Origin of the sequence: Shinella sp. BE166 (assembly GCF_051201095.1) — a bacterium.
Classification (GTDB): Bacteria; Pseudomonadota; Alphaproteobacteria; order Rhizobiales; family Rhizobiaceae; genus Shinella; species Shinella lacus.
Genome location: NZ_JBPEHL010000015.1, coordinates 29441 through 46461 on the forward strand (window position 1 = coordinate 29441; position 17021 = coordinate 46461).

General features: G+C 61.9%; 19 protein-coding genes. 4 read left to right on the forward strand and 15 right to left on the reverse strand.

Translation table 11 applies throughout. From position 1 onward, the window contains the following. Window positions 1-80 precede the first annotated feature (80 nt). The 15 genes from J2Y63_RS27360 to J2Y63_RS27430 all read right to left on the reverse strand — a co-directional run bounded on the left by J2Y63_RS27360 (window position 81) and on the right by J2Y63_RS27430 (window position 13675). Window positions 81-2096: a type IV secretory system conjugative DNA transfer family protein gene (locus J2Y63_RS27360; protein WP_435268672.1), complete on the reverse strand. Its 2016-nt coding sequence runs from the start codon at window positions 2094-2096 to the stop codon at window positions 81-83. Between the two features lie 107 nt (window positions 2097-2203). Continuing rightward, the gene (gene virB11 / locus J2Y63_RS27365) at window positions 2204-3202 is read right to left on the reverse strand and encodes a P-type DNA transfer ATPase VirB11 (RefSeq protein WP_435268673.1); all 999 of its coding nucleotides are present in this window, start codon (window positions 3200-3202) and stop codon (window positions 2204-2206) included. Next, a complete protein-coding gene (gene virB10, locus J2Y63_RS27370) occupies window positions 3199-4617 on the reverse strand; it encodes a type IV secretion system protein VirB10 (protein WP_435268674.1) in 1419 nt (472 codons plus the stop codon). Before virB10 ends, virB11 begins: the two co-directional genes overlap by 4 nt. Beyond that, window positions 4614-5399, reverse strand: coding sequence for a TrbG/VirB9 family P-type conjugative transfer protein (locus J2Y63_RS27375; RefSeq protein WP_435268675.1), 786 nt, complete (start codon window positions 5397-5399; stop codon window positions 4614-4616). Before J2Y63_RS27375 ends, virB10 begins: the two co-directional genes overlap by 4 nt. Beyond that, the gene (locus tag J2Y63_RS27380) at window positions 5396-6130 is read right to left on the reverse strand and encodes a virB8 family protein (RefSeq protein ID WP_435268676.1); all 735 of its coding nucleotides are present in this window, start codon (window positions 6128-6130) and stop codon (window positions 5396-5398) included. The genes J2Y63_RS27375 and J2Y63_RS27380 overlap by 4 nt, the downstream gene beginning before the upstream one ends. A 153-nt stretch (window positions 6131-6283) precedes the next feature. Continuing rightward, complete coding sequence (locus J2Y63_RS27385) at window positions 6284-6655, reverse strand: hypothetical protein (RefSeq protein WP_435268677.1); 372 nt, start codon at window positions 6653-6655, stop codon at window positions 6284-6286. A 16-nt stretch (window positions 6656-6671) separates the two neighbouring features. Further along, entirely contained in the window at window positions 6672-6905 is a 234-nt protein-coding gene (locus J2Y63_RS27390; RefSeq protein WP_435268678.1) for a hypothetical protein, read from the reverse strand. Window positions 6906-6959: 54 nt separating this feature from the next. After that, a complete protein-coding gene (locus tag J2Y63_RS27395; RefSeq protein WP_226622997.1) occupies window positions 6960-7979 on the reverse strand; it encodes a type IV secretion system protein in 1020 nt (339 codons plus the stop codon). Between the two features lie 4 nt (window positions 7980-7983). Further along, on the reverse strand, window positions 7984-8157 hold the full coding sequence (locus tag J2Y63_RS27400; RefSeq protein WP_435268679.1) for a hypothetical protein: 174 nt from the start codon (window positions 8155-8157) through the stop codon (window positions 7984-7986). 6 nt (window positions 8158-8163) lie between these two features. Then, complete coding sequence (locus tag J2Y63_RS27405) at window positions 8164-8880, reverse strand: type IV secretion system protein (RefSeq protein WP_435268680.1); 717 nt, start codon at window positions 8878-8880, stop codon at window positions 8164-8166. 11 nt (window positions 8881-8891) lie between these two features. Then, entirely contained in the window at window positions 8892-10055 is a 1164-nt protein-coding gene (locus J2Y63_RS27410) for a transglycosylase SLT domain-containing protein (RefSeq protein WP_435268681.1), read from the reverse strand. After that, complete coding sequence (locus J2Y63_RS27415) at window positions 10048-12459, reverse strand: VirB4 family type IV secretion/conjugal transfer ATPase (RefSeq protein WP_435268682.1); 2412 nt, start codon at window positions 12457-12459, stop codon at window positions 10048-10050. Before J2Y63_RS27415 ends, J2Y63_RS27410 begins: the two co-directional genes overlap by 8 nt. Next, the gene (locus J2Y63_RS27420; protein WP_435268683.1) at window positions 12456-12746 is read right to left on the reverse strand and encodes a type IV secretion system protein VirB3; all 291 of its coding nucleotides are present in this window, start codon (window positions 12744-12746) and stop codon (window positions 12456-12458) included. The genes J2Y63_RS27415 and J2Y63_RS27420 overlap by 4 nt, the downstream gene beginning before the upstream one ends. Window position 12747: 1 nt before the next feature. Continuing rightward, window positions 12748-13071 carry a TrbC/VirB2 family protein gene (locus J2Y63_RS27425; RefSeq protein WP_203320554.1) on the reverse strand — a complete coding sequence of 108 codons (324 nt, stop codon included), beginning with the start codon at window positions 13069-13071 and terminating at the stop codon, window positions 12748-12750. Between the two features lie 43 nt (window positions 13072-13114). After that, a complete protein-coding gene (locus tag J2Y63_RS27430) occupies window positions 13115-13675 on the reverse strand; it encodes a lytic transglycosylase domain-containing protein (protein ID WP_435268684.1) in 561 nt (186 codons plus the stop codon). An 89-nt stretch (window positions 13676-13764) separates the two neighbouring features. Here J2Y63_RS27430 and J2Y63_RS27435 point away from each other — a divergent pair, with 89 nt between their 5' ends. The 4 genes from J2Y63_RS27435 to J2Y63_RS27450 all read left to right on the forward strand — a co-directional run bounded on the left by J2Y63_RS27435 (window position 13765) and on the right by J2Y63_RS27450 (window position 17020). Continuing rightward, entirely contained in the window at window positions 13765-14382 is a 618-nt protein-coding gene (locus tag J2Y63_RS27435; protein ID WP_435268685.1) for a hypothetical protein, read from the forward strand. Next, complete coding sequence (locus J2Y63_RS27440) at window positions 14372-14878, forward strand: thermonuclease family protein (protein WP_435268686.1); 507 nt, start codon at window positions 14372-14374, stop codon at window positions 14876-14878. Before J2Y63_RS27435 ends, J2Y63_RS27440 begins: the two co-directional genes overlap by 11 nt. A gap of 661 nt (window positions 14879-15539) precedes the next feature. After that, on the forward strand, window positions 15540-16319 hold the full coding sequence (locus J2Y63_RS27445) for a hypothetical protein (protein WP_435268687.1): 780 nt from the start codon (window positions 15540-15542) through the stop codon (window positions 16317-16319). 332 nt (window positions 16320-16651) lie between these two features. After that, window positions 16652-17020 carry a hypothetical protein gene (locus J2Y63_RS27450; RefSeq protein WP_435268688.1) on the forward strand — a complete coding sequence of 123 codons (369 nt, stop codon included), beginning with the start codon at window positions 16652-16654 and terminating at the stop codon, window positions 17018-17020. Window position 17021 lies beyond the last annotated feature (1 nt).

Here is a 17021-nt window from a genome sequence, read left to right on the forward strand (position 1 = left end):
CATAGGCTTTGCCGCCGCCATCAAGCAGCGGTGTTGGGGCGGTCCGTCTCTATCGGTGGCTATATGCGGCACGGGTGGGGCTATGTATCGGAAAAGGCCGACGCTATCTCTTTCTGGATCTTCTTGGCCGCCCGCTTCTTCGCGGGTGCGTTTTCGAGGACGGCCAGGATTTTCTCGAGCGACTTTTCCGCGTCGGCCCTTCGCTCGGCGCTTTTTTTCATGGCGGATTTGAAGTCCGGCCCGCCGGCGGCCACATCCCTGATAGCCGGTCCCTCGTGATGTTCTGATTGATGCGGAGCCGGTGAAGTTTCCAGGTGAGCTTCAGGATTCCTCATCGACGACGACGACGGCGTCGCGGCGTCCGAACACCTTGCGGCAAACTTCGCTCCTGCTGCCGCAGGTACAGGTATGGGGCTGTCCGCGGATGCGTCGCTCTCGAGATCCAAATCAGGGAAAGGCGTTACGGCGCCGACGATCGGTTGCGCCTTTTGCGCCGGGACGCGCAACCACGCCCGCTTCATCAACTCACCATCGGCATAGTAGAAATTCCGCACGCCGAAGATCGGCTGCTGGTTCCGCAGCTTGATGATGCACCGGGTCTCGTTCATTGCGCCGAGTTCGTCAGGCCGCATAAGCGGCCGCATCGTGGTCTTGTGAGACATGGTTGCGCCCTTTCGATCGAACAGGGTCACACCTGTCGACACCGCCTTGTCGACTGTCACTTCCTTCCGCTCGCCGAGGAGCTGCGAGACATAGCGCTGATCCTCCGGATCCTGCGCGCCGAGGAAAATCTGCGCGCGTGCCGAGTTCACCAGCGTCTGCCGACCCTCACGGGTGTAGACGTTGTCGATCGAGCGCAGGGACTGGACGAAGAACCAGCAGGGAATGCCGTAGCCGCCGAGGACGGTGGCGACGGTGAGAGCGTTTCCCAGCTTGCCGAGGTTCTGGAATTCGTCGAGCAGCACGAGCACGCGGCGCTCGCCGCGCTGCATCATGGCGCGCGACATGTAATCCATGAACTGCACCATCAACACATTGAAGATCGGCCCGATCGAGGCGATCTGCTGGATACGAAAATCCATAAAAAGGCTCATGTTTTCGCGCCGCATCGCCCGGATGTCGAAGGTCGACCGCGCCGTCGCACGCAGGATGCGGTTGTTCTTAAACGGCCGGACCGCGGCGGCGAGGGAGCCATAGACCCCATCGAATTGCTTGCTGGCCATGACGGCGAAGCGGGCAAGGGTGGTATAGGTGAACGAGCTTATCCACTCGGCGCGAAGCTCGGGATTGGCAACTTCCTCCAGCCACTTGCGGAGTGGCTGATCACCACCCTCGACGACGTTGAGGACCGTCCCAAGGTTCTTGTCCTTGTCGAGAATATCCGGGTTTTCCAGCACCCAGGATGTGACGCCGGCGAACAGAGCCCTGGCGTCGGAGATCCAGTAGGCATCGCCCTTGGGCGTCGGCAGCAAAGCGGTCGCGATCGAGTTGATGTCGATATCGCGCTGGTCCGGATCGATGGCCACGAAATCCAGCGGGTTGTAGCATTCGGTATCGCCATTCTCGTCCGCCGGCGAGAACCGCAACACGCGCGAGAATTTCGAGCGATAGCCCGCCGTCGCCTCATAGGTTTCGCCGCGCGTGTCGAGCACGACAATGCTGTCGGGCCAGAGCAGGCAGTTCGGGACGATCAGCGAGGCGCCCTTGCCGGAACGCGGCGGTCCTATCACGAAGCCGCCGACGTCGTCGCCATCGATCCAGAGCTTCTTGCCGCCGAACAGCATCGGCTTCAAGAACCGCCGCCGGCCGGACCCGCGCTGCGTGAAGCCGCCCGGAACCTTGATCAGGCTGCCGCCGATCCGGCCAACGAACACGCCACCCGTGCGGGTAAGCCCGAGGGTCCGCGCTTCCAGCGGGCTCAGAAACCGCGCGTCCGTCGATTTCTTCCTGCCGGTCATCGCGGTGATGAGCATTGCGAGACCAGCAAGCGCGCCAGCGCCCGCCGCGATCACAGGCCGATGCCAGGCGCCGGCGGAGAGGTCGAGACGCGCCGCTCGATAAGATGCGAGCATATCGCCCTGCAGCGCCTGGAACATCCAGGTCGAGTTATCGAAGGCGTAATAGAGGCCGGCATAGGCAAGCGAGGCGACGAAGGCCGCAATCGCGGCGGCGATGACAAATCCGAACAGCAGGATCGCCGGGTTCACAGTACGTCTCCCTTGGTGAAGACGATTTCCGACACGACCCGCCGACCGTCCGGGAAACGATAAAGCTGAACAACCACCGGGATCACCTCCTTCAGATAGTCGATGATCTCGTGCTTCTGCAGCCGAACACCACTCTGCATGACCATCAAGGCAAGACGATCATAGGCGTCGCGGGCGGAATTAGCATGGACCGTGGTCAGCGAGCCGGGATGGCCGGTGTTGATCGCCTGGAGGAAGGAGAAAGCCTCCTCGCCGCGAAGCTCGCCCAGCATCACGCGATCCGGCCGCATACGCAGCGACGCTTCCAGCAGTTGCTGTGGCGTGACCTTTGCCCGGCCCTGATCGCCTTTCGACGCGAGCAGGGCGACGGTGTTCGGAGTGGGCGGTCTCAGCTCGCGCGTGTCCTCTATCGTCACGATGCGTTCCTCGTCTGGAACTTCCTTCAGAAGCGCGTTGAGGAAGGTGGACTTGCCGGTCGAGGTGCCCCCGGAGACCGCAATCGATACCCGCGAACGCACTGCGGTCCGGAGAAACTCCATGACGTCGACATCGCCCTGCAGCATGGCGGCAAGGGTCTCTTCGGCCGGCGAAAGCCGGAGTTGGCGGCCAACCCGCGTATCGTCGAAGGCGCCACGGCTTTTGTAGACGTCCAGGCCGATGTCATGGATGACCTGCTTGCGGATGGAGATCGCGCCGCCGGCGGGTGCGGCCGGCGGCAGCACGCATTGGAAGCGCTCGCCGGTCGGAAGCGAGGCGGACAGGATGGGATGTTCCTCGTTGACGACCTGGTTGGTGGAGCCCGCCACCCGCTCACTCAGTGTCCTGATCCAGTCGGCGGTAAACTGCGCGTCGACAACGCGTTCCATGCCGGCAATGCCAAGTCGCTCGATGAACACCTCGCCGGGGCGGTTGACCGAGATTTCGGAGACGCGATCATCCGAGAGGAACGGCTTCAGCCGTTCAAGAGCTTTATCGAGAAACGGAAACTGCTTCATTTGTAGACCGGCGCGATCGGATAGTAGGGCGTCGGGTCGACATTGCGTCGGATCTGACCGCCGCGCTTCAGGCGCATCATCTCCTGCCGGACGGGGTCGGCATAGAAGGCGGAGAAGTCGAGATCGCGCCTGAGATAGACGATGATCGACTCGCCTTGGGCAACATAGATCGTCGGCGGGATCTTCGAGCTTTCCTTGAAGGCTTCGTTGGCGATATCCTGGAGGACGGCCGACGATTTCTCGGCGGCGATCGAACGGGCTTCAGCAGCCGTGCGGCTCGGCTCCGTGGTGATCGTCGTCACCGCGCCGGTGATCGGATCGACCGTCGAGATCGACCGGGCGCTTTCCGTGGCGGTATCGCCCAGCGCCGAGACATATTCCGCCGCCCCGCCGATCACCGACAGCATGATTGCCGACCCGAACCGCTCCCAGAAATGCGTGTCTATCTCGCCGGTGAGCCCGGCGCGGCCGAGGCGATCGGCGCCAGGGGAGGCGATCTCGACGGAAACGCCGTCCGAGCGGATGACGCGGGACCAGACGATGAAGATGCGCTTCTGGCCGCGGGCCAGGCCGGACTTATATTCCCCGACCAACCGAGAGCCCTTCGGAATGAGGATGCGCCCGCCATCGAGAGAGCGGACATCCTCGCGCACGACGGCGCGCACCATACCGGGCAGGTCGGTATTGATCGCCGTCTCGAGGAAGCCACGGATCATGGTTCCTTGGGCGACCAGCGCATCCGTCCGGTCGAAGCGGGTCGCCTTGACGATGCCGGCAGTCTGCTTTTCCGACTGGGCGAGGAAGGCCTTGTTGGCATCGCTTTCCGCGCCGGGGACCGCGACGAGCTGGCCATCGTCGGCGATGGTCACAACTTGGTCGCCGGCGAGCGTCTCCCGGTTCGAGCCATCGAGGACGATCTGCTCGGAACGCAGCCGTTCCCAACGTGCCTTTTCCTCATCCGCCAACCGCTTGGCTTCTAGTTCGGCGAGACGGGCATTTTCTTCCGCCCGCCGGCGCGCCTCTTCCATCCGTAGCCGCTCTTCCTCGGCCTTGCGACGTGCTTCCTCAATCTGCCGCAGCTTTTCGAGATCGTCCCCCTGGTTGATGGTGACGTCGACATCGGCGGAATCCACCGGCTTCTTCTCCGCGACGGGAATCTGCACGAGGTTGGGATCGGCCGCCTGCTTCACCGGCTCGTCGGGAAAATCGCGAATGCTGGAATTCGAGGTCTCGAAGCTCTCGCCGCTGCCTTCGGAGAGGCTGGGATTCTGTGGTCCCGTCGGCCAGTTGACATAGGCGAGAACGCCGACGCCGACAACGAGCAGGACGGGAAGGGCCAGCTTGCCGAGGCGACCATTGCGGTCGCTCGCGACGCTGCTTTGTCCATCGAGATGGTCGAAGTCGATTTTGCTCACCGCTGGCGCTCCTCTTTTTGGCCGAGGCGCTTCGGCCCGTAGGCGTCCTCGATGAGGTCGAAGGATTGGCGATTGGCCTGCCGGTTATAGAGGCACAGCCACTTGTCACCCGCGCGCAGGGTGAACTGCGCCGCGATCTTGTCGACGACGACATATTTGCCTTGGGTGCGCAGATTGACGAGCGACTCCTGTCGCTTGCCTTCGACCACGAGGATCGCGGGGATTTCGTCGGGGAACTCCAGATACATATGGGTGCCGTCATCGAAGGCGACGCGCGGCTTCAGGCTCGTGTCGCCCTTGAACACATAGTCGTAGTTCAGGCGGTTCGGATCGAGATCCTTCAGCAACGGATCCTTGGCGCTCTCCTGCGCTGCGGCCAGCAGCCGGGCATTGACGTCCTCATCGGGATATTTGAACCGTACCTGAAAGGCGGCGCGCAGGTCGGCCGCCGCAGAGCCTTTCAGGAGCAGGGCATAGACGCGCTGGTTGGTGACGATATTGACGTTGGTCTCGGCGTTTTCGCGCAGGGGCTTGACGAACAGGATGCCGGATCCCTTCTTCGGCACAATCGACCAGCTGGCGGTATCGCCGGCCGAAATGGTCTCGATCACCTCGGAGCTGCCAAGCTGGATCATGGTGGAGACACCGAGGCCGGCCGGCACGGTGACGACGGCATTATTGTTGAAGGTGATATAACGAATGCGAGGATCGGCCGCTGGTGAGGCGGTTGCGGTGGCGAACAGCGCGAGCGCTGCGAGGGCGAGGCAAGATTTCCGCATCATCGCGCCGCCCTATCCGCCGGCAGAACTTCGGGCAGCGATTCCTGGTCGCGCCTATATTCGGTAGCCTGGAAGCCGAGCGGATTGTCAAAGCGATATTCGTTCTTCAGCGGTGCGGTCGTGTAGCGGAAGCGAACCACCGAGACCCAATGCTCGCGGCGCAGGGTGTTGTCGCGGCGTGTTTCGGTCGAGAAGCGGACCGTCGCCGTGGAGGCGTTGAGGAACGAGACCGACTTGATGGTGACGGCAATACGGGTGTCGCGGCCAAGCAGCTTGTCCTTCGACTGCGGGTTCGACGGCTCGAATTCGTGGCGGAGGTCGGCTGCGGCCTGCCCGGTCGAGTAGAGCTGGGCGAGATCGTAATTGTCCTTCAGCGCCCGCGGGTCGTAGGTCTCGCGCGCCCGGATGTAACGGACGATGTTGGCGGTCTTGATGGCGTCGTTCTCGGAAAGCTTGCTCTCGTTCAAGGAACGGGCGACCTCGACGAAGCCGGTGGTCTTGTCCGCAATCACCACCACGGCCTCGAACTGCTTCAGGGGAACGAGGAGATTGAGGGCCGACAGGCTGAGAAGCGTGGAAATGCCGGCGACGGTCGCGACCGTCCAGGCGATTTTCCGGGAGCGGCGCTCCTTGCGATAAAGTTCGGCCTCCCAGGATGCGCCGGCTTTCCAATAGGCGGTGAGATCGATCGGCAGGGTTTCTATCGTATTTCCTGCGGCGTCTTCGTTGGTCATTTGGGTATCCGGTGATCGCCGACGGCGAAAAAGAAACTATAGTTTATTCTCTTGGCCGAGCGATCTCCTCTGCCGGGTGGACCGGCGTCAGGATCAATCCGCAAAGCCTGGGATTAGGGAGCGCTCAGCTCCTCGGTGCAGCCGAACGAAGTCCTACCTGCACAAGCGCATCAGCGTTTTCTTGGACGCCGTATTGGAGAAGAAGAAGGAGCGATCGTCCTTCACCTCGATCGTCACGCTATCGCGGTCGCCGTCCGCTTCATCAGAGCCGGCCTCGATCCACAGGACATCCAGCGTATAGGCGCTGCCGTCCTGTTTGACGGACAGCACCTTGCCGGCGGTTTTGTTGGCGCCGATAGCCTTGTCCTCGACATAGATAAACGCGGCGGCCGCCGCTTCGCAGCCGCCTTCAGCGGGTGCATAGGTCCCGGTGAGCACCGGCAGGATCGAGCTTGGCGATTGCGCGCATGCCGCAGCGGGAAACAGCAGGCCGAGCGAGAACATCATCGACGCGAGTTTCTTCATTCTCAAGCCTCCTTGTTCAGAGGCCGAACAATGCGCCGAGGCTTTGAGCATAGCCGGCGAGCGTGTTGTAGAGATCGATGCAATATTCCGCGATCGGTTTGAAGAAGATAACCGCAAGGATGAACACCAGATAGCCGAAGCCGCCGCCCTTTTTGGATTCGGCGCGAGCGTGTTCCGCGGCTTCGTCGTTGATCTGAGCCTGCTGATGTAGAGCCGCCTGATAGCGACGGGGATCATTCCAAGGGTGCATTCGAGCCTCCTTCATATAAACTATATTTAACGAGCAAAGATCCGTCTGGCCAGCCTAAAATTGCCCGTTCCTTTCGGTCTCACGCTGTATCGCACGCGCCCGTGCTGCCTGAACGTCGGCGGATGTTCGGCGACGCCCGAGGCCAGTTCGGAGAATCTGCGCTCGGTTGGTGAATTGGTATCCGGTGCGTCGCAACGACTCCCTTCCTCCCTGGAAGGGGACATCGCCTTGGCCAGGCGCCGTGCCCCCGGTAATCGCGGCAGCAAAGGCCGGGATAAACCGGAACACCACAATCCCGAGCAGGCAGACGATCACGAACGGCGCGACATAGGAGAGCTTGCTTTCCGTCGCCGTGTTGTTGGCGGTGTTGATGGCGAGCTCGATCAGCTGGTAGAGGAAGGCGAGGAACGCCATCATCAAAGTCTGCGTCACCATCAGGTTGACCATCAGCAGCAGCCAGCCGTCGGTGAAGCGGAAGGTCCAGCGATAAAGCGCCAGGATGATGAACACCGGCGCCAGTGCAAGCGTGATGAACAGCATCAGCTTGGCGGCAAGGATCGCGGCGGCCGCGACGGCGATGAAGATCATGGCGACGACAAAGACGATCGCACCGATCAGCGCGCCGACATATTCGAAGGTGCCGGTCGCAACCTGCTCATAGATCTTGCCTGCGGTCTCGAACACGGCGTCGAGAATCTTCACGACGCCAGTCGTGTCGCCTGTGCCGCCATCGAGCGCACCACCGGAACCCGCGATCGACTCGATGATCGTATCGGAGATCAAGTTGGGCACGGACTGCACCAGCTGGTAGAGGGTGGCGGAGAACGCCCCCCAGTTCGTGGCCATATAATAGATGGCGAAGGCACGCCCAAGCCGCCACGCGGCTTCCGGCACGGAGAAACCGTCGCGGCCGGCAAGGATCATGTATCCCCACCAGATGACATAGAGGGTGAGCATCGACCCGAACAGGACATTCACCTGAAGCGCGAGGCCGTCATAGGCGTTCTTGATGAACGTCTCGCCGATGCCGTCGAGCTTGGCAAAAATGTCCGAGATGATCGTGGTCGCTGCCATTGGCCTATTCCTTCAGCACGGGCGCGAACACGTCGTTGACCGGCCAAGCCGGTCCGCACAGGTCATCGGCCTCCGAATATCCCGAGATCGGCGGGCAGGGAGCCTTTTTCTCCCCCTTCGTCTGGCAACCGGCGAGCAGGACCAGCCCCGCCAGCATTGTGGCAACGAGCGAACGCATGCGGCCTCACTTGAACGGGTTGATGTCTTTGTATTGCAGCATCTTGGCGGTCTCTGATTGCTGGGTAAGCCGCATCTGCATTTCGGTGTTGAGGGCCGAGACCGCGCCGTTCGAGACGCCGATCAGCTCGTTGATGGTCCGCGCCGTCTCCAGCTGCATGCGGGTGTTGGCGTCGACCGAGCCTTTGACGTCCTCGGCCGAGCCGATCTGGCCGGTGGCCGACTGCAGCGATTGCTCACGCTGCGTCACGCCTTTCGTCGCCTGCTGCGTCAGCGCCGAAAGCAGCGCCACCGTGTTGACGGCGCCCGAGAAGGCATTGTTCATCGCGCCGGCGTTCTCGCCCTCGACAATCGCCTTGACCTGCTTGACGAGCTGCAGCCCGTTGATCAGCGTGGCGGCGATATTCTGGGCGTCGGAGCCGAGACCGCCGAAGGACAGCGTGCCGCCATTCATGATCGACGAGAAGGATGGCGCGGCCGAGACCGACATATTGCCGCCGAGGCCGGTCGAGGAAATGCCCATCGAGCCGTCGCGGCTGCCCGACAGCGCGCCGAGGATCTCCTTGGTCTTTTCCAGGATGTTGGTATTGGTCTTCATGATCTCGCCGGTGTTCTCGGCGTTCTTCTTGGCGATGGCGAGATTGGTGTTGTCGATCACCGGAATGTCGGCGAGCGCCGGCGTCGAGAAGGCGAGGGCGGCGGTGACGAGGAGAAGCTTGTTCATGGAGAACCCCCTTAATCGGCCGCGTTGGCGGCGTTCTGAATGGATGTAAGATTGTCACTGACCGAGCGATCCGAGGCTCCGGACGACAGGATTTCGCTGTCGGCGTCGGCGGCCGCGACCACCGCGCAGCGCGGCCAGTCCTCGCGCGGCACCTTCATCGCCTCCAGGATGACCGGATCGCAGCTATAAGGGTTGACCTTGCTGTCGGATTTCAGGGTCTTGGCGGTCTCGGATGTTTTCGAAAGCCGCATCTGCATGCGCGCCTGCAGCAGTTCGTTGAACAGATTGCGAGCGGTGATCAGGTTGTTCAAAAGCTCGGCATTGACAGTGCGCGCCTGCGTGTTGTCGTCCCAGGCATCCTGATAGATCTCGGAGGCGCCAACGGACGCCGACAGCGCATCGATGCGCCGGCCCGCCTCCTGGACGCGCGCCGAACTCGCGTCGATGCCCGAAACGGCCCGGTCGACCGCGCCGGACGCGGCGCTGTTCGAGCTGCGCGTGGAACCAGAACCATAGTCGACATAGGATTTATACGAGGGCGAAGAAATATCCTCGATGTTCGAGCCGCCGGTATAGGCGTTGAACCAGGTGTGGTTCCGGCCAACTTTTCCCGCCCAGTTCTTTTGCTCCGCCGCGGTCGATCCGTTGTACCAGGAGGCGAGGCAGGCATAGTCGGTGCTGCCGCATTTGTTGACGCCCATGCCGAGATATTTGACGCCGCCCTCGATGTTCTCCTCGTTGATGTCGCGGTCGAAGCCCATGCCCTTGCCGGTCCGCTTTGTCAGCTGCATCACGCCCTTGACGCCGGTCGGCGAGCCCGAGCACGTCGAAATCCCGGACTCCGCATGCGCCACGGACAGGGCGAGGCCGACGGGCACATTGTACTTTTCGGCATAGTGCTTGATCAGTTCGACGTTCTTGGCATCCTCTTTCACCGCCTGCGCCGGCGAGCGGTAAAGCCGCCGGTTCTTCTCCTTCTGGGAGATGTTGCAGTTGGTGACCTCCTGCTCATCGAGCTGCTGACCTTGAGTTTCCGTATCCTTCTTCGAGTGCTCCTCGTCCTCGGCACGCTTCTCCTGCACATCGTCGTCGATGACAGGAATGTCGGCCCAGGCCGACGGCGCCGGCGCTCCGGCCATTGTCGCGGACAGCAGAAGAATGATCGCTCTACGCATCGGTCGCCTCCGGAATGGTCCAGCCGCAGAAATGGGGAAGCCACGCTGCCGGCGCCTCGCCATACGTCTCGCGCAACGCCTGGCATTCGCGCACGGTCTCCGGCCGCCCGGACAGCACCTTCACCAGATCGGGCATCGCCGAGAGGTCAAGCCGGGCGATGATCGAGTCCTGTGCGTGTTTGATGAGGAAGGTGCGGCTGGCCTTGTCCGCCTGTTTCACGAAGCGGAATTCCTTTTCCGACAAGCCGAACGCCTTGCGGTAGCTTTCCTCGTCGGCGGACGCGTTCGGGAAGAAGATGTTGGTCATCGTCTGTTCGATGATCGTATTGCGCAGGTCGGAGCGCACGACATCGGCCGCCGACTGCGTGCCGAACCCAACGATACCGTTCATCTTGCGTATGGTTTTGAGCCAGTCCTTGATGAAGCCCGAGAACACCTCGTCATCAAGCAGCCGCCAGCCTTCGTCGAGAAAGATCATCGATGGGCGCCCGTCGAGGATTTCCCCAATTCGATGAAACATATAGAGGAGCGCCGCCGAGCGCGTACGCTTGTCGGAGAGAATCTCCGTCATGTCGAAGCCGATGACCGAGCCTTCGAAGTCGAGCTTGTCCGTTGGGTTGTTGAACAGCCAGCCCTTGTCGCCCGTGGTCCATTCCTTCAGCCGGTCGGCCAGGTCGCCAATGCCAGAGCGCATCCGCCCGCGCATCGCCTCGGCAAGCATGTCAAGCCGGCGCTGCTGCCGCTCGAAATCGGTATAGATGCTGTCGACCGCGTCGGAGATCACAGCCATTTCCTCGGCATTCAGCACTCGGTCCGAGGGCGTGACGAGGTACGAGACCAGCGTCTTGCCGAAGCTTCGGTTGGCGGGCGTGTCGTCGAGCTGCAACGGCGCGAAGCCGGTCGGTTCTCCCGGCGATAGCCGCTCGTAGCGTCCGCCCATGGCGCGGACAAAAATCTCGCCGCCGCGATCCTTGTCGAAAAAGACGCAGCGCGGGCGCGGCTGGATGCGCATGCCCTGGGCGAGCAGGAAGGAGAGGGCGACGGTCTTGCCCGAGCCGGTGGGGCCGATGACGGTGAAGTTGCCGACATCCGCCTCGTGGAAATTGAAGAAATAGGCCGTCTGGCTGGTGGTCTCCAGCAGCGAGACCGGCATTCCCCAATGGACCTTGTGCGTCTGCCCGGACGGAAAATTGTGCGCGGAGAATAGGCCCGCGAAGTTCACCGACGAGATCAGGCCCTGCCGCGCGATATAGGCGAAATTCGTCGGCAGTTGCGCCCACCAGGCCGCCTCCTGATTGAGGTCTTCGCGCACGGCGACGACGCCCATGCGCGCCAGCTCGGCGGTGACGTCGGCCACGGCCCGGTTCAGCCGCGGCAGGTCGCGCTCGAGCACTGCGACGGTCATATGGTGCTTGCCGAACACGACTTCGCCCGACGCCAGCCGATCACGCGCCGTCTCGATATCGTCCTCGACGGCCGTGCCGCCGTCGTCGGAGTTGGAGATCTGCCGGCTGATCGTGGCGATCGCTTCGGTGACCGTGGTGCGGTCTTCCGGCGCGAAGGAATGGGTGAGAATGAACTCGTAGGGGAGACGCAATAAGCCGTCGAGCTGGCCGGGTGTCGTCATCGGCGGGTATTCCTTGATCGACACCATCGCCGCGACCTTGGACGTCGCGCCGTCGGCCGACCAGATCTCCGTCGCCTTGCGGCCGAACATGATCCGCCCGGTCCCGACATAGTCGGCGAGCGACATGCGGGGCAGGGGCATGCTGCGCTCATCGCCGGCGGCGAGGATTTTTGCGAAGAATTCGGCCGGTTCGGAAAAGAGTCCGCCATCGCGGGTGACGCAGGAGAGGATCTCCGGGCGATAGGTGCGGAAATCGCCGACGATGCCCGAAACCATGTCTTTGAGGTCGCGCAGCGCCTCACCCCGCGCTTCGACCTCATTGTCGGCCATGCGGAAGATGTCGAACATGCGGTCGACCTTGCCGGCGCGCCCGGTCATCGGGCGACGGATGACCGTTAGATAAAGCTCGTTGACGAACATCGTCCGGTGCTGCAGGCCGTCCATGTAGCGGGCGTTCAGCTCATCCGCGAAGGGATTGTCGAAATCGCCATCAATGGCAGGTGCGATCTTGCGCCGGATAATTGTGGCATAGAGCGCGAAACGTGACGAGCCGAGCGAACGCACCGTCATGTTGCGGTTGGCAAGACGCGCGTTGATCTCGGCCTGGTCCATGGTCTGGTAGGGCAGACCGGAAAGCCGGATCACCTGCAGCAGCAACCCGGACTTTGTGACGATGGTCTCCTCATCGACATGGCGAAGGTAGGGAACATGCGTGCCGATCCCCAGATCGCGGGCGCGCTCGCGCCCGAACTTCAGGTCGTGATTGACGATGTTCATGGGGCGTAGCTCCCCGCTTTCCAGAAGCGCCTGTTGCGGATCGCCCGGCGCATCGAAAGAAACACCTGCGCTACGCGGACGATGTGGATGTCGCGCTGGCACAGGTAGAGCCCGATGAAATGGACCGGGACCACGACCAGCGGCGCGAGAAAGCTAGACGATGCGATGAAGATGACGATCCCGAAGATGCCGTTCACCACGAACACGATGATGTCGACCCCGAAATATGTCGGCGGCCGGGTCAGTGGCTGGATGAGCGGTTCGACATCAGGCGCATCGTCACGCATGTCAGACACCCCCTGCCGCCTTCATGGCGTCGACCAGCTCTGCAGCGCCGAAGATGATCGCGATGCCGATGACGATGGAGATCGCGCCCTGCCAGGCCATGCGGCCGGTCAGGAACAGGAAGCCGAGGAAGCAGACGGCGATGATGGCGAGCGACCTTGCGACACTGCCCTGCAGGACGCCGACGAACCATTCGAGGATGCCTTCGACGGGCGCCGCCGACTGCGCATAGGCAAGTTCAGGCACCAGGGCGATCGTGGTCGCGAGCAGCGCCAGCGACAGGACGGCCTTGCCGCGCGGGCGCGGCGTGATCGGGGTATTGCTCATGCGAAGTCCTTCATGTCTTGGGAGGATGATCGGGGGACCGGCGCTATTCGGCGGTCCAGACGTGCTGGTCGCGCCAGGGCGAGGGCGCCAGGGCAACGGTGTCTTTTCGGGGGAGGTGATTTCCGCTGCGCTTTTCCTGCGCCGCGGATGCCTTGGCGTTCAGTGTCCAGCGGTTCATCACCTTGACGATGTACTGGGCAGTCTCGTTGAATTCGGGAATGCCGCCCTTTTGGTAGACCCGCTCAGGGCCGGCATTGTAGGCGGCGAGCATCAGCAGCGGATCGTCGAATTCTCCGTAGAGCTTCTTGAGGTAGCGGACACCTGCGCGGATGTTTTCTTCCGGGTCGCACCGGTCGGTCACGCCATAGTCGGAGGCGGTCTCCGGCATCAGCTGCATGATGCCGACGGCACCCGCATCCGAGACCTGGTGCTGGCCGCCGGCGCTCTCGACGTCGACCACAGCGAGCGCCAGATCGGGGTCGAGGTCTTTTTCGGTGGCGATGGTCCGTACCATATCCAGAACGCGGTCCGCATCGACCGGATCGCAGGCTTGCGCCGCGATCGGCGAGGTCGTGATGAGGAGGAAAAGCAGGGTGGTTTTCAATTCGAATGTCCGGGTTGCCGCATTTGCGAATAAACTATAGTTAATTCGCGAAGGATTCTTCTGTCAATTCAGAAATGGCTTTTTCTGCAATGCGCAAACAACTCAAGGTTCTCAGGATGGCCGTTTCCCTCATCGTCGGAGGCGCGGGATTCGCCGTTGCAGAGGGTGAAGATCCCTATGGGGAGCCGTCGCCAGACTACCTTCGTCAGTTCCGGGAGGAGGGGGCGAAGACGTTCGTGCTGGAGCGCTTCGACGCCGAAGGAAGGCTTGCGGCGCGGTCTGTGGAAAAGCTCGATGGGGAGGTCGAAATCGGCGGCCCGGTCGAGCGGATGATCGCCGGCCGGCGGTTGACGCTGCGCGGCCTGAACGCCTGCCCGACGGAGAAGGTCGTTTATAACCGGATGCAGTCCTGGGACTGCGCCGACGCGGCACGCGACTATGCCGAGGCGGTCTATAACAGGCGTGGCAGCGTCATCCTTTGCAAGACCCTGGTTCTGACACCGGCCGCTGACGAGACCACTCCGGCGTCATGCTTTGTCCTCGTCGGCGGCAAGGGCGAACCGTTCAAGACCGTCAACGATGACGACAGCATGGTCTTTCTCGGTCTCGCGGCAATCGGGCGAACACAGGACGGCCGATCCCGCCGACCGGACCTCGAGGCATCGCAATCGCTTTCACGATCGATGGGGTTCCAAGATGCGGATTGAGCTTTCCCTCGCCCTGGCTCTGCTGCTGGCGACGACGGCGCGCGCGCAGGAGCAGACCATCTCGTTTCCTGCGGCGGTTAGCTTTGAGACAGGTGATAGCTGGCAGTACGAAGGCCGGAAATTCAGGCTGTTCGGCGTGCAAGCCTGCATACGCGGAACGGTGTATCGCGCTCCTGACGGGACGGAAAGCGATTGCGGCATGCAGTCGATTGCGTCTCTCGCAGCGCTGTTTTCGACGGGTTCGATCGGGTGCCAGCCCGTCGGCCGGGCAAAGGACGATGCAACCTTCGTCGTCTGCGCCGCCCAGCTCGACAACACCACTATCGATGTCGGGACCGCGCTGATTTCCTTCGGCGCGGCGTTCGCCGCCGTGTTTCCGTCCGGCGCTCCGGTGTCCGCCGCCTATGCGGTTGCCGAATCGTCGGCCAGGGACAGCGCCAGCGGTCTATGGTCGGGGGCGTTCACCCATCCTGTTTCCGTGCTTCTGGACAAGTGACCAGATCGCCGTGAAATCGACATGCAGGCACTCAGCGATGGCGCCGATCTCCTTGACCGTCAGGCGATGCCAGGCGCCGGCCTGAAGGTATTCCAGCCGCTCTTCCGAAATACCCGTCATCTCCGAAAATTCATGGAGCTTCGTCCCTCGCTGTCGAAGCTCCTCCGCGAGGAATTGCACAAGTTCGGCGGCACTCTCAATGGCCATTTGCGGTCATCCTTTCCTAGTCCCGTCGCACGGCGTCGAAGGGGCCGGAACCGCTGGCCCTGATCGCGGAGTATGGCGGAGGATCGTTCGATAAGCTGATGGAGGAGCGGGCGGATACGACACCGCCAGCCTCCAGTTTTGACGCGCAACCTCTACACGAGTGAAAAGCGGCGTTTTCGCGGCGGCTCTGCTTTTTGGTTGGTCTGCGAGTAAAATATAATTACTGTCGCGACTCGCTTCGTCAGCAATCGAGCGGTGGAGGATGCCATGCCGTAGACAAAATAAAACCCGCCTCGGAGAGACGGGTCGAGTGACACACGAAGATGTGCGCAAAAGTCTTATAGCCACCGATTTTTTCGCACATTGACCCCGCCGCTGCAAGCTAATTCTTGCCACGGATATGTGTGTCCTGCGCGCCGGTCCCTCCGCGATTATTTTCGAATATGGAGAGATCATGCTTGCCACGATCCGAACGGCCTATGGGCCGAACCTATTGGTGCGCCTGCTTGCAGCCGGTACGCACCAAGAAGTCGATGAGTGCGCGAAAGCGGCCTGGGTGCTGAACGGCGAAGGACTGATCGCCGACGAGGAGATGGAATATCTCGCTCCTGTCATCGAGCACCGGCGGATGTCGATCGGCACGGGAGCGCGAGCATCTCGGACGAACGGATACGCCCGTCATTGCCGGCCGGCGATTCCCCTGCAAAAGCGGGCCGCCTGCTGGCTTCGCCGGCGAGGGCTCGCCAAGGACTGCATCATTCCGACATGCCTGGCCCAGGCCTTCACCGTCAGTAAGCTCGCGGTGCTCTCCGTCATCGCTCGTGCGGTAATGGATCACGGCCAATCGACGATGTCACTGCCTGAAATCGCCGCGCGCGCGGGCGTCGGATGCACCACCGCCCGCTATGCCATCCGTGACGCCGCCAGGATGGGCCTCATCAGCGTTTTCGAAAACCGCAGCAATGGGTTCTGGAACCGCCCTAACACGATCAGGATCGTCTGCGGGCGTTGGCTACGATGGCTGAAAGGACGCGCGGCATCCCGCGCCCAAAAATTGACGCGCCCGGCTGGTCGCGACTATCTCGGCACCCCCCTCAGAAATCTGATCCCCACGATTGAAATTATAGGATTCAATCCACGATGCACGATCCTACAGGCTTCAATTGGTGGCGTTTCTTCGCCATGCTGGAGCGGCTGGGTCAAGTCGCGCAGCGGTGAAGTGTTTCTGGAATAGAATTCAGAGCGCCGGCATCGGCTGTTTTGCCGCGTTCAGGGTAAAATCTGGTGAAAATTCCGGGCCTTCACCTTCAGCGTACCGATATGCAAATCTCTCACTTATCTCAAGCCTGAGGCTATGCCGAACCCGTTCCCTAAAGCCCGGAATTTCCAGTAGAATAGGATCGTAAGTTCGGCATGGTTCTAGACCTGCAACGCAGCAAGACTTTGCCGATTGTATGCAAAATGCGAATACCCTTCTTCGCTGCTGAATTGGGGAGGGCCACTCGCTATCGCAAATTTCCGTGATCCTCTTTCAAAGTTATGCGCCCTGTGCCAATCAAGGAGTTGATGAATCTTGTCTCTGCTCTTTTGCGGCTCCTGACGCTTTTTGCCCTTGTCGGGATGCTGACCGCTCCTGTGAGCACGAGTGCAGCCGAGATTGCGATGGTCGACATGACCGCCGCCGCCGCGGTCGACGCTATGGCTGGAATGCCGGACGACATGTCCTGTTGCCCGGATGAGCAGCCGGTCAAATCGGGCTGCGACCAGAGCTGCCCGTTCGTCATCATCTGCTCGACGCCGGCACCTCTCGCGGTGTTCAAGGCTTCCTGGACCTCTGCCGCGCTGGCATGGGCGCCGCTCGAGTACGATAGCCAGCGGTTCGACCGCTTAAATTCGCTGGAGGAAAAACCTCCGGCGCGACCCCCCAGAGCCTGAT

Excerpts from the sequence above, each read along its gene's own strand:
- J2Y63_RS27395 (WP_226622997.1), bottom strand. The coding sequence starts at position 7,979 with ATGGCAGCGACCACGATCATCTCGGACATTTTTGCCAAGCTCGACGGC.
- virB11 (WP_435268673.1), bottom strand. The coding sequence starts at position 3,202 with ATGAAGCAGTTTCCGTTTCTCGATAAAGCTCTTGAACGGCTGAAGCCG.
- J2Y63_RS27405 (WP_435268680.1), bottom strand. The coding sequence starts at position 8,880 with ATGAACAAGCTTCTCCTCGTCACCGCCGCCCTCGCCTTCTCGACGCCG.
- J2Y63_RS27385 (WP_435268677.1), bottom strand. The coding sequence starts at position 6,655 with ATGAAGAAACTCGCGTCGATGATGTTCTCGCTCGGCCTGCTGTTTCCC.
- J2Y63_RS27380 (WP_435268676.1), bottom strand. The coding sequence starts at position 6,130 with ATGACCAACGAAGACGCCGCAGGAAATACGATAGAAACCCTGCCGATC.
- J2Y63_RS27375 (WP_435268675.1), bottom strand. The coding sequence starts at position 5,399 with ATGATGCGGAAATCTTGCCTCGCCCTCGCAGCGCTCGCGCTGTTCGCC.
- J2Y63_RS27450 (WP_435268688.1), top strand. The coding sequence starts at position 16,652 with ATGAATCTTGTCTCTGCTCTTTTGCGGCTCCTGACGCTTTTTGCCCTT.
- J2Y63_RS27440 (WP_435268686.1), top strand. The coding sequence starts at position 14,372 with ATGCGGATTGAGCTTTCCCTCGCCCTGGCTCTGCTGCTGGCGACGACG.
- J2Y63_RS27445 (WP_435268687.1), top strand. The coding sequence starts at position 15,540 with ATGCTTGCCACGATCCGAACGGCCTATGGGCCGAACCTATTGGTGCGC.
- J2Y63_RS27360 (WP_435268672.1), bottom strand. The coding sequence starts at position 2,096 with ATGTTCCAGGCGCTGCAGGGCGATATGCTCGCATCTTATCGAGCGGCG.
- J2Y63_RS27420 (WP_435268683.1), bottom strand. The coding sequence starts at position 12,746 with ATGCGTGACGATGCGCCTGATGTCGAACCGCTCATCCAGCCACTGACC.
- J2Y63_RS27425 (WP_203320554.1), bottom strand. The coding sequence starts at position 13,071 with ATGAGCAATACCCCGATCACGCCGCGCCCGCGCGGCAAGGCCGTCCTG.
- J2Y63_RS27415 (WP_435268682.1), bottom strand. The coding sequence starts at position 12,459 with ATGAACATCGTCAATCACGACCTGAAGTTCGGGCGCGAGCGCGCCCGC.
- J2Y63_RS27390 (WP_435268678.1), bottom strand. The coding sequence starts at position 6,905 with ATGCACCCTTGGAATGATCCCCGTCGCTATCAGGCGGCTCTACATCAG.
- J2Y63_RS27400 (WP_435268679.1), bottom strand. The coding sequence starts at position 8,157 with ATGCGTTCGCTCGTTGCCACAATGCTGGCGGGGCTGGTCCTGCTCGCC.
- J2Y63_RS27435 (WP_435268685.1), top strand. The coding sequence starts at position 13,765 with ATGCGCAAACAACTCAAGGTTCTCAGGATGGCCGTTTCCCTCATCGTC.
- J2Y63_RS27410 (WP_435268681.1), bottom strand. The coding sequence starts at position 10,055 with ATGCGTAGAGCGATCATTCTTCTGCTGTCCGCGACAATGGCCGGAGCG.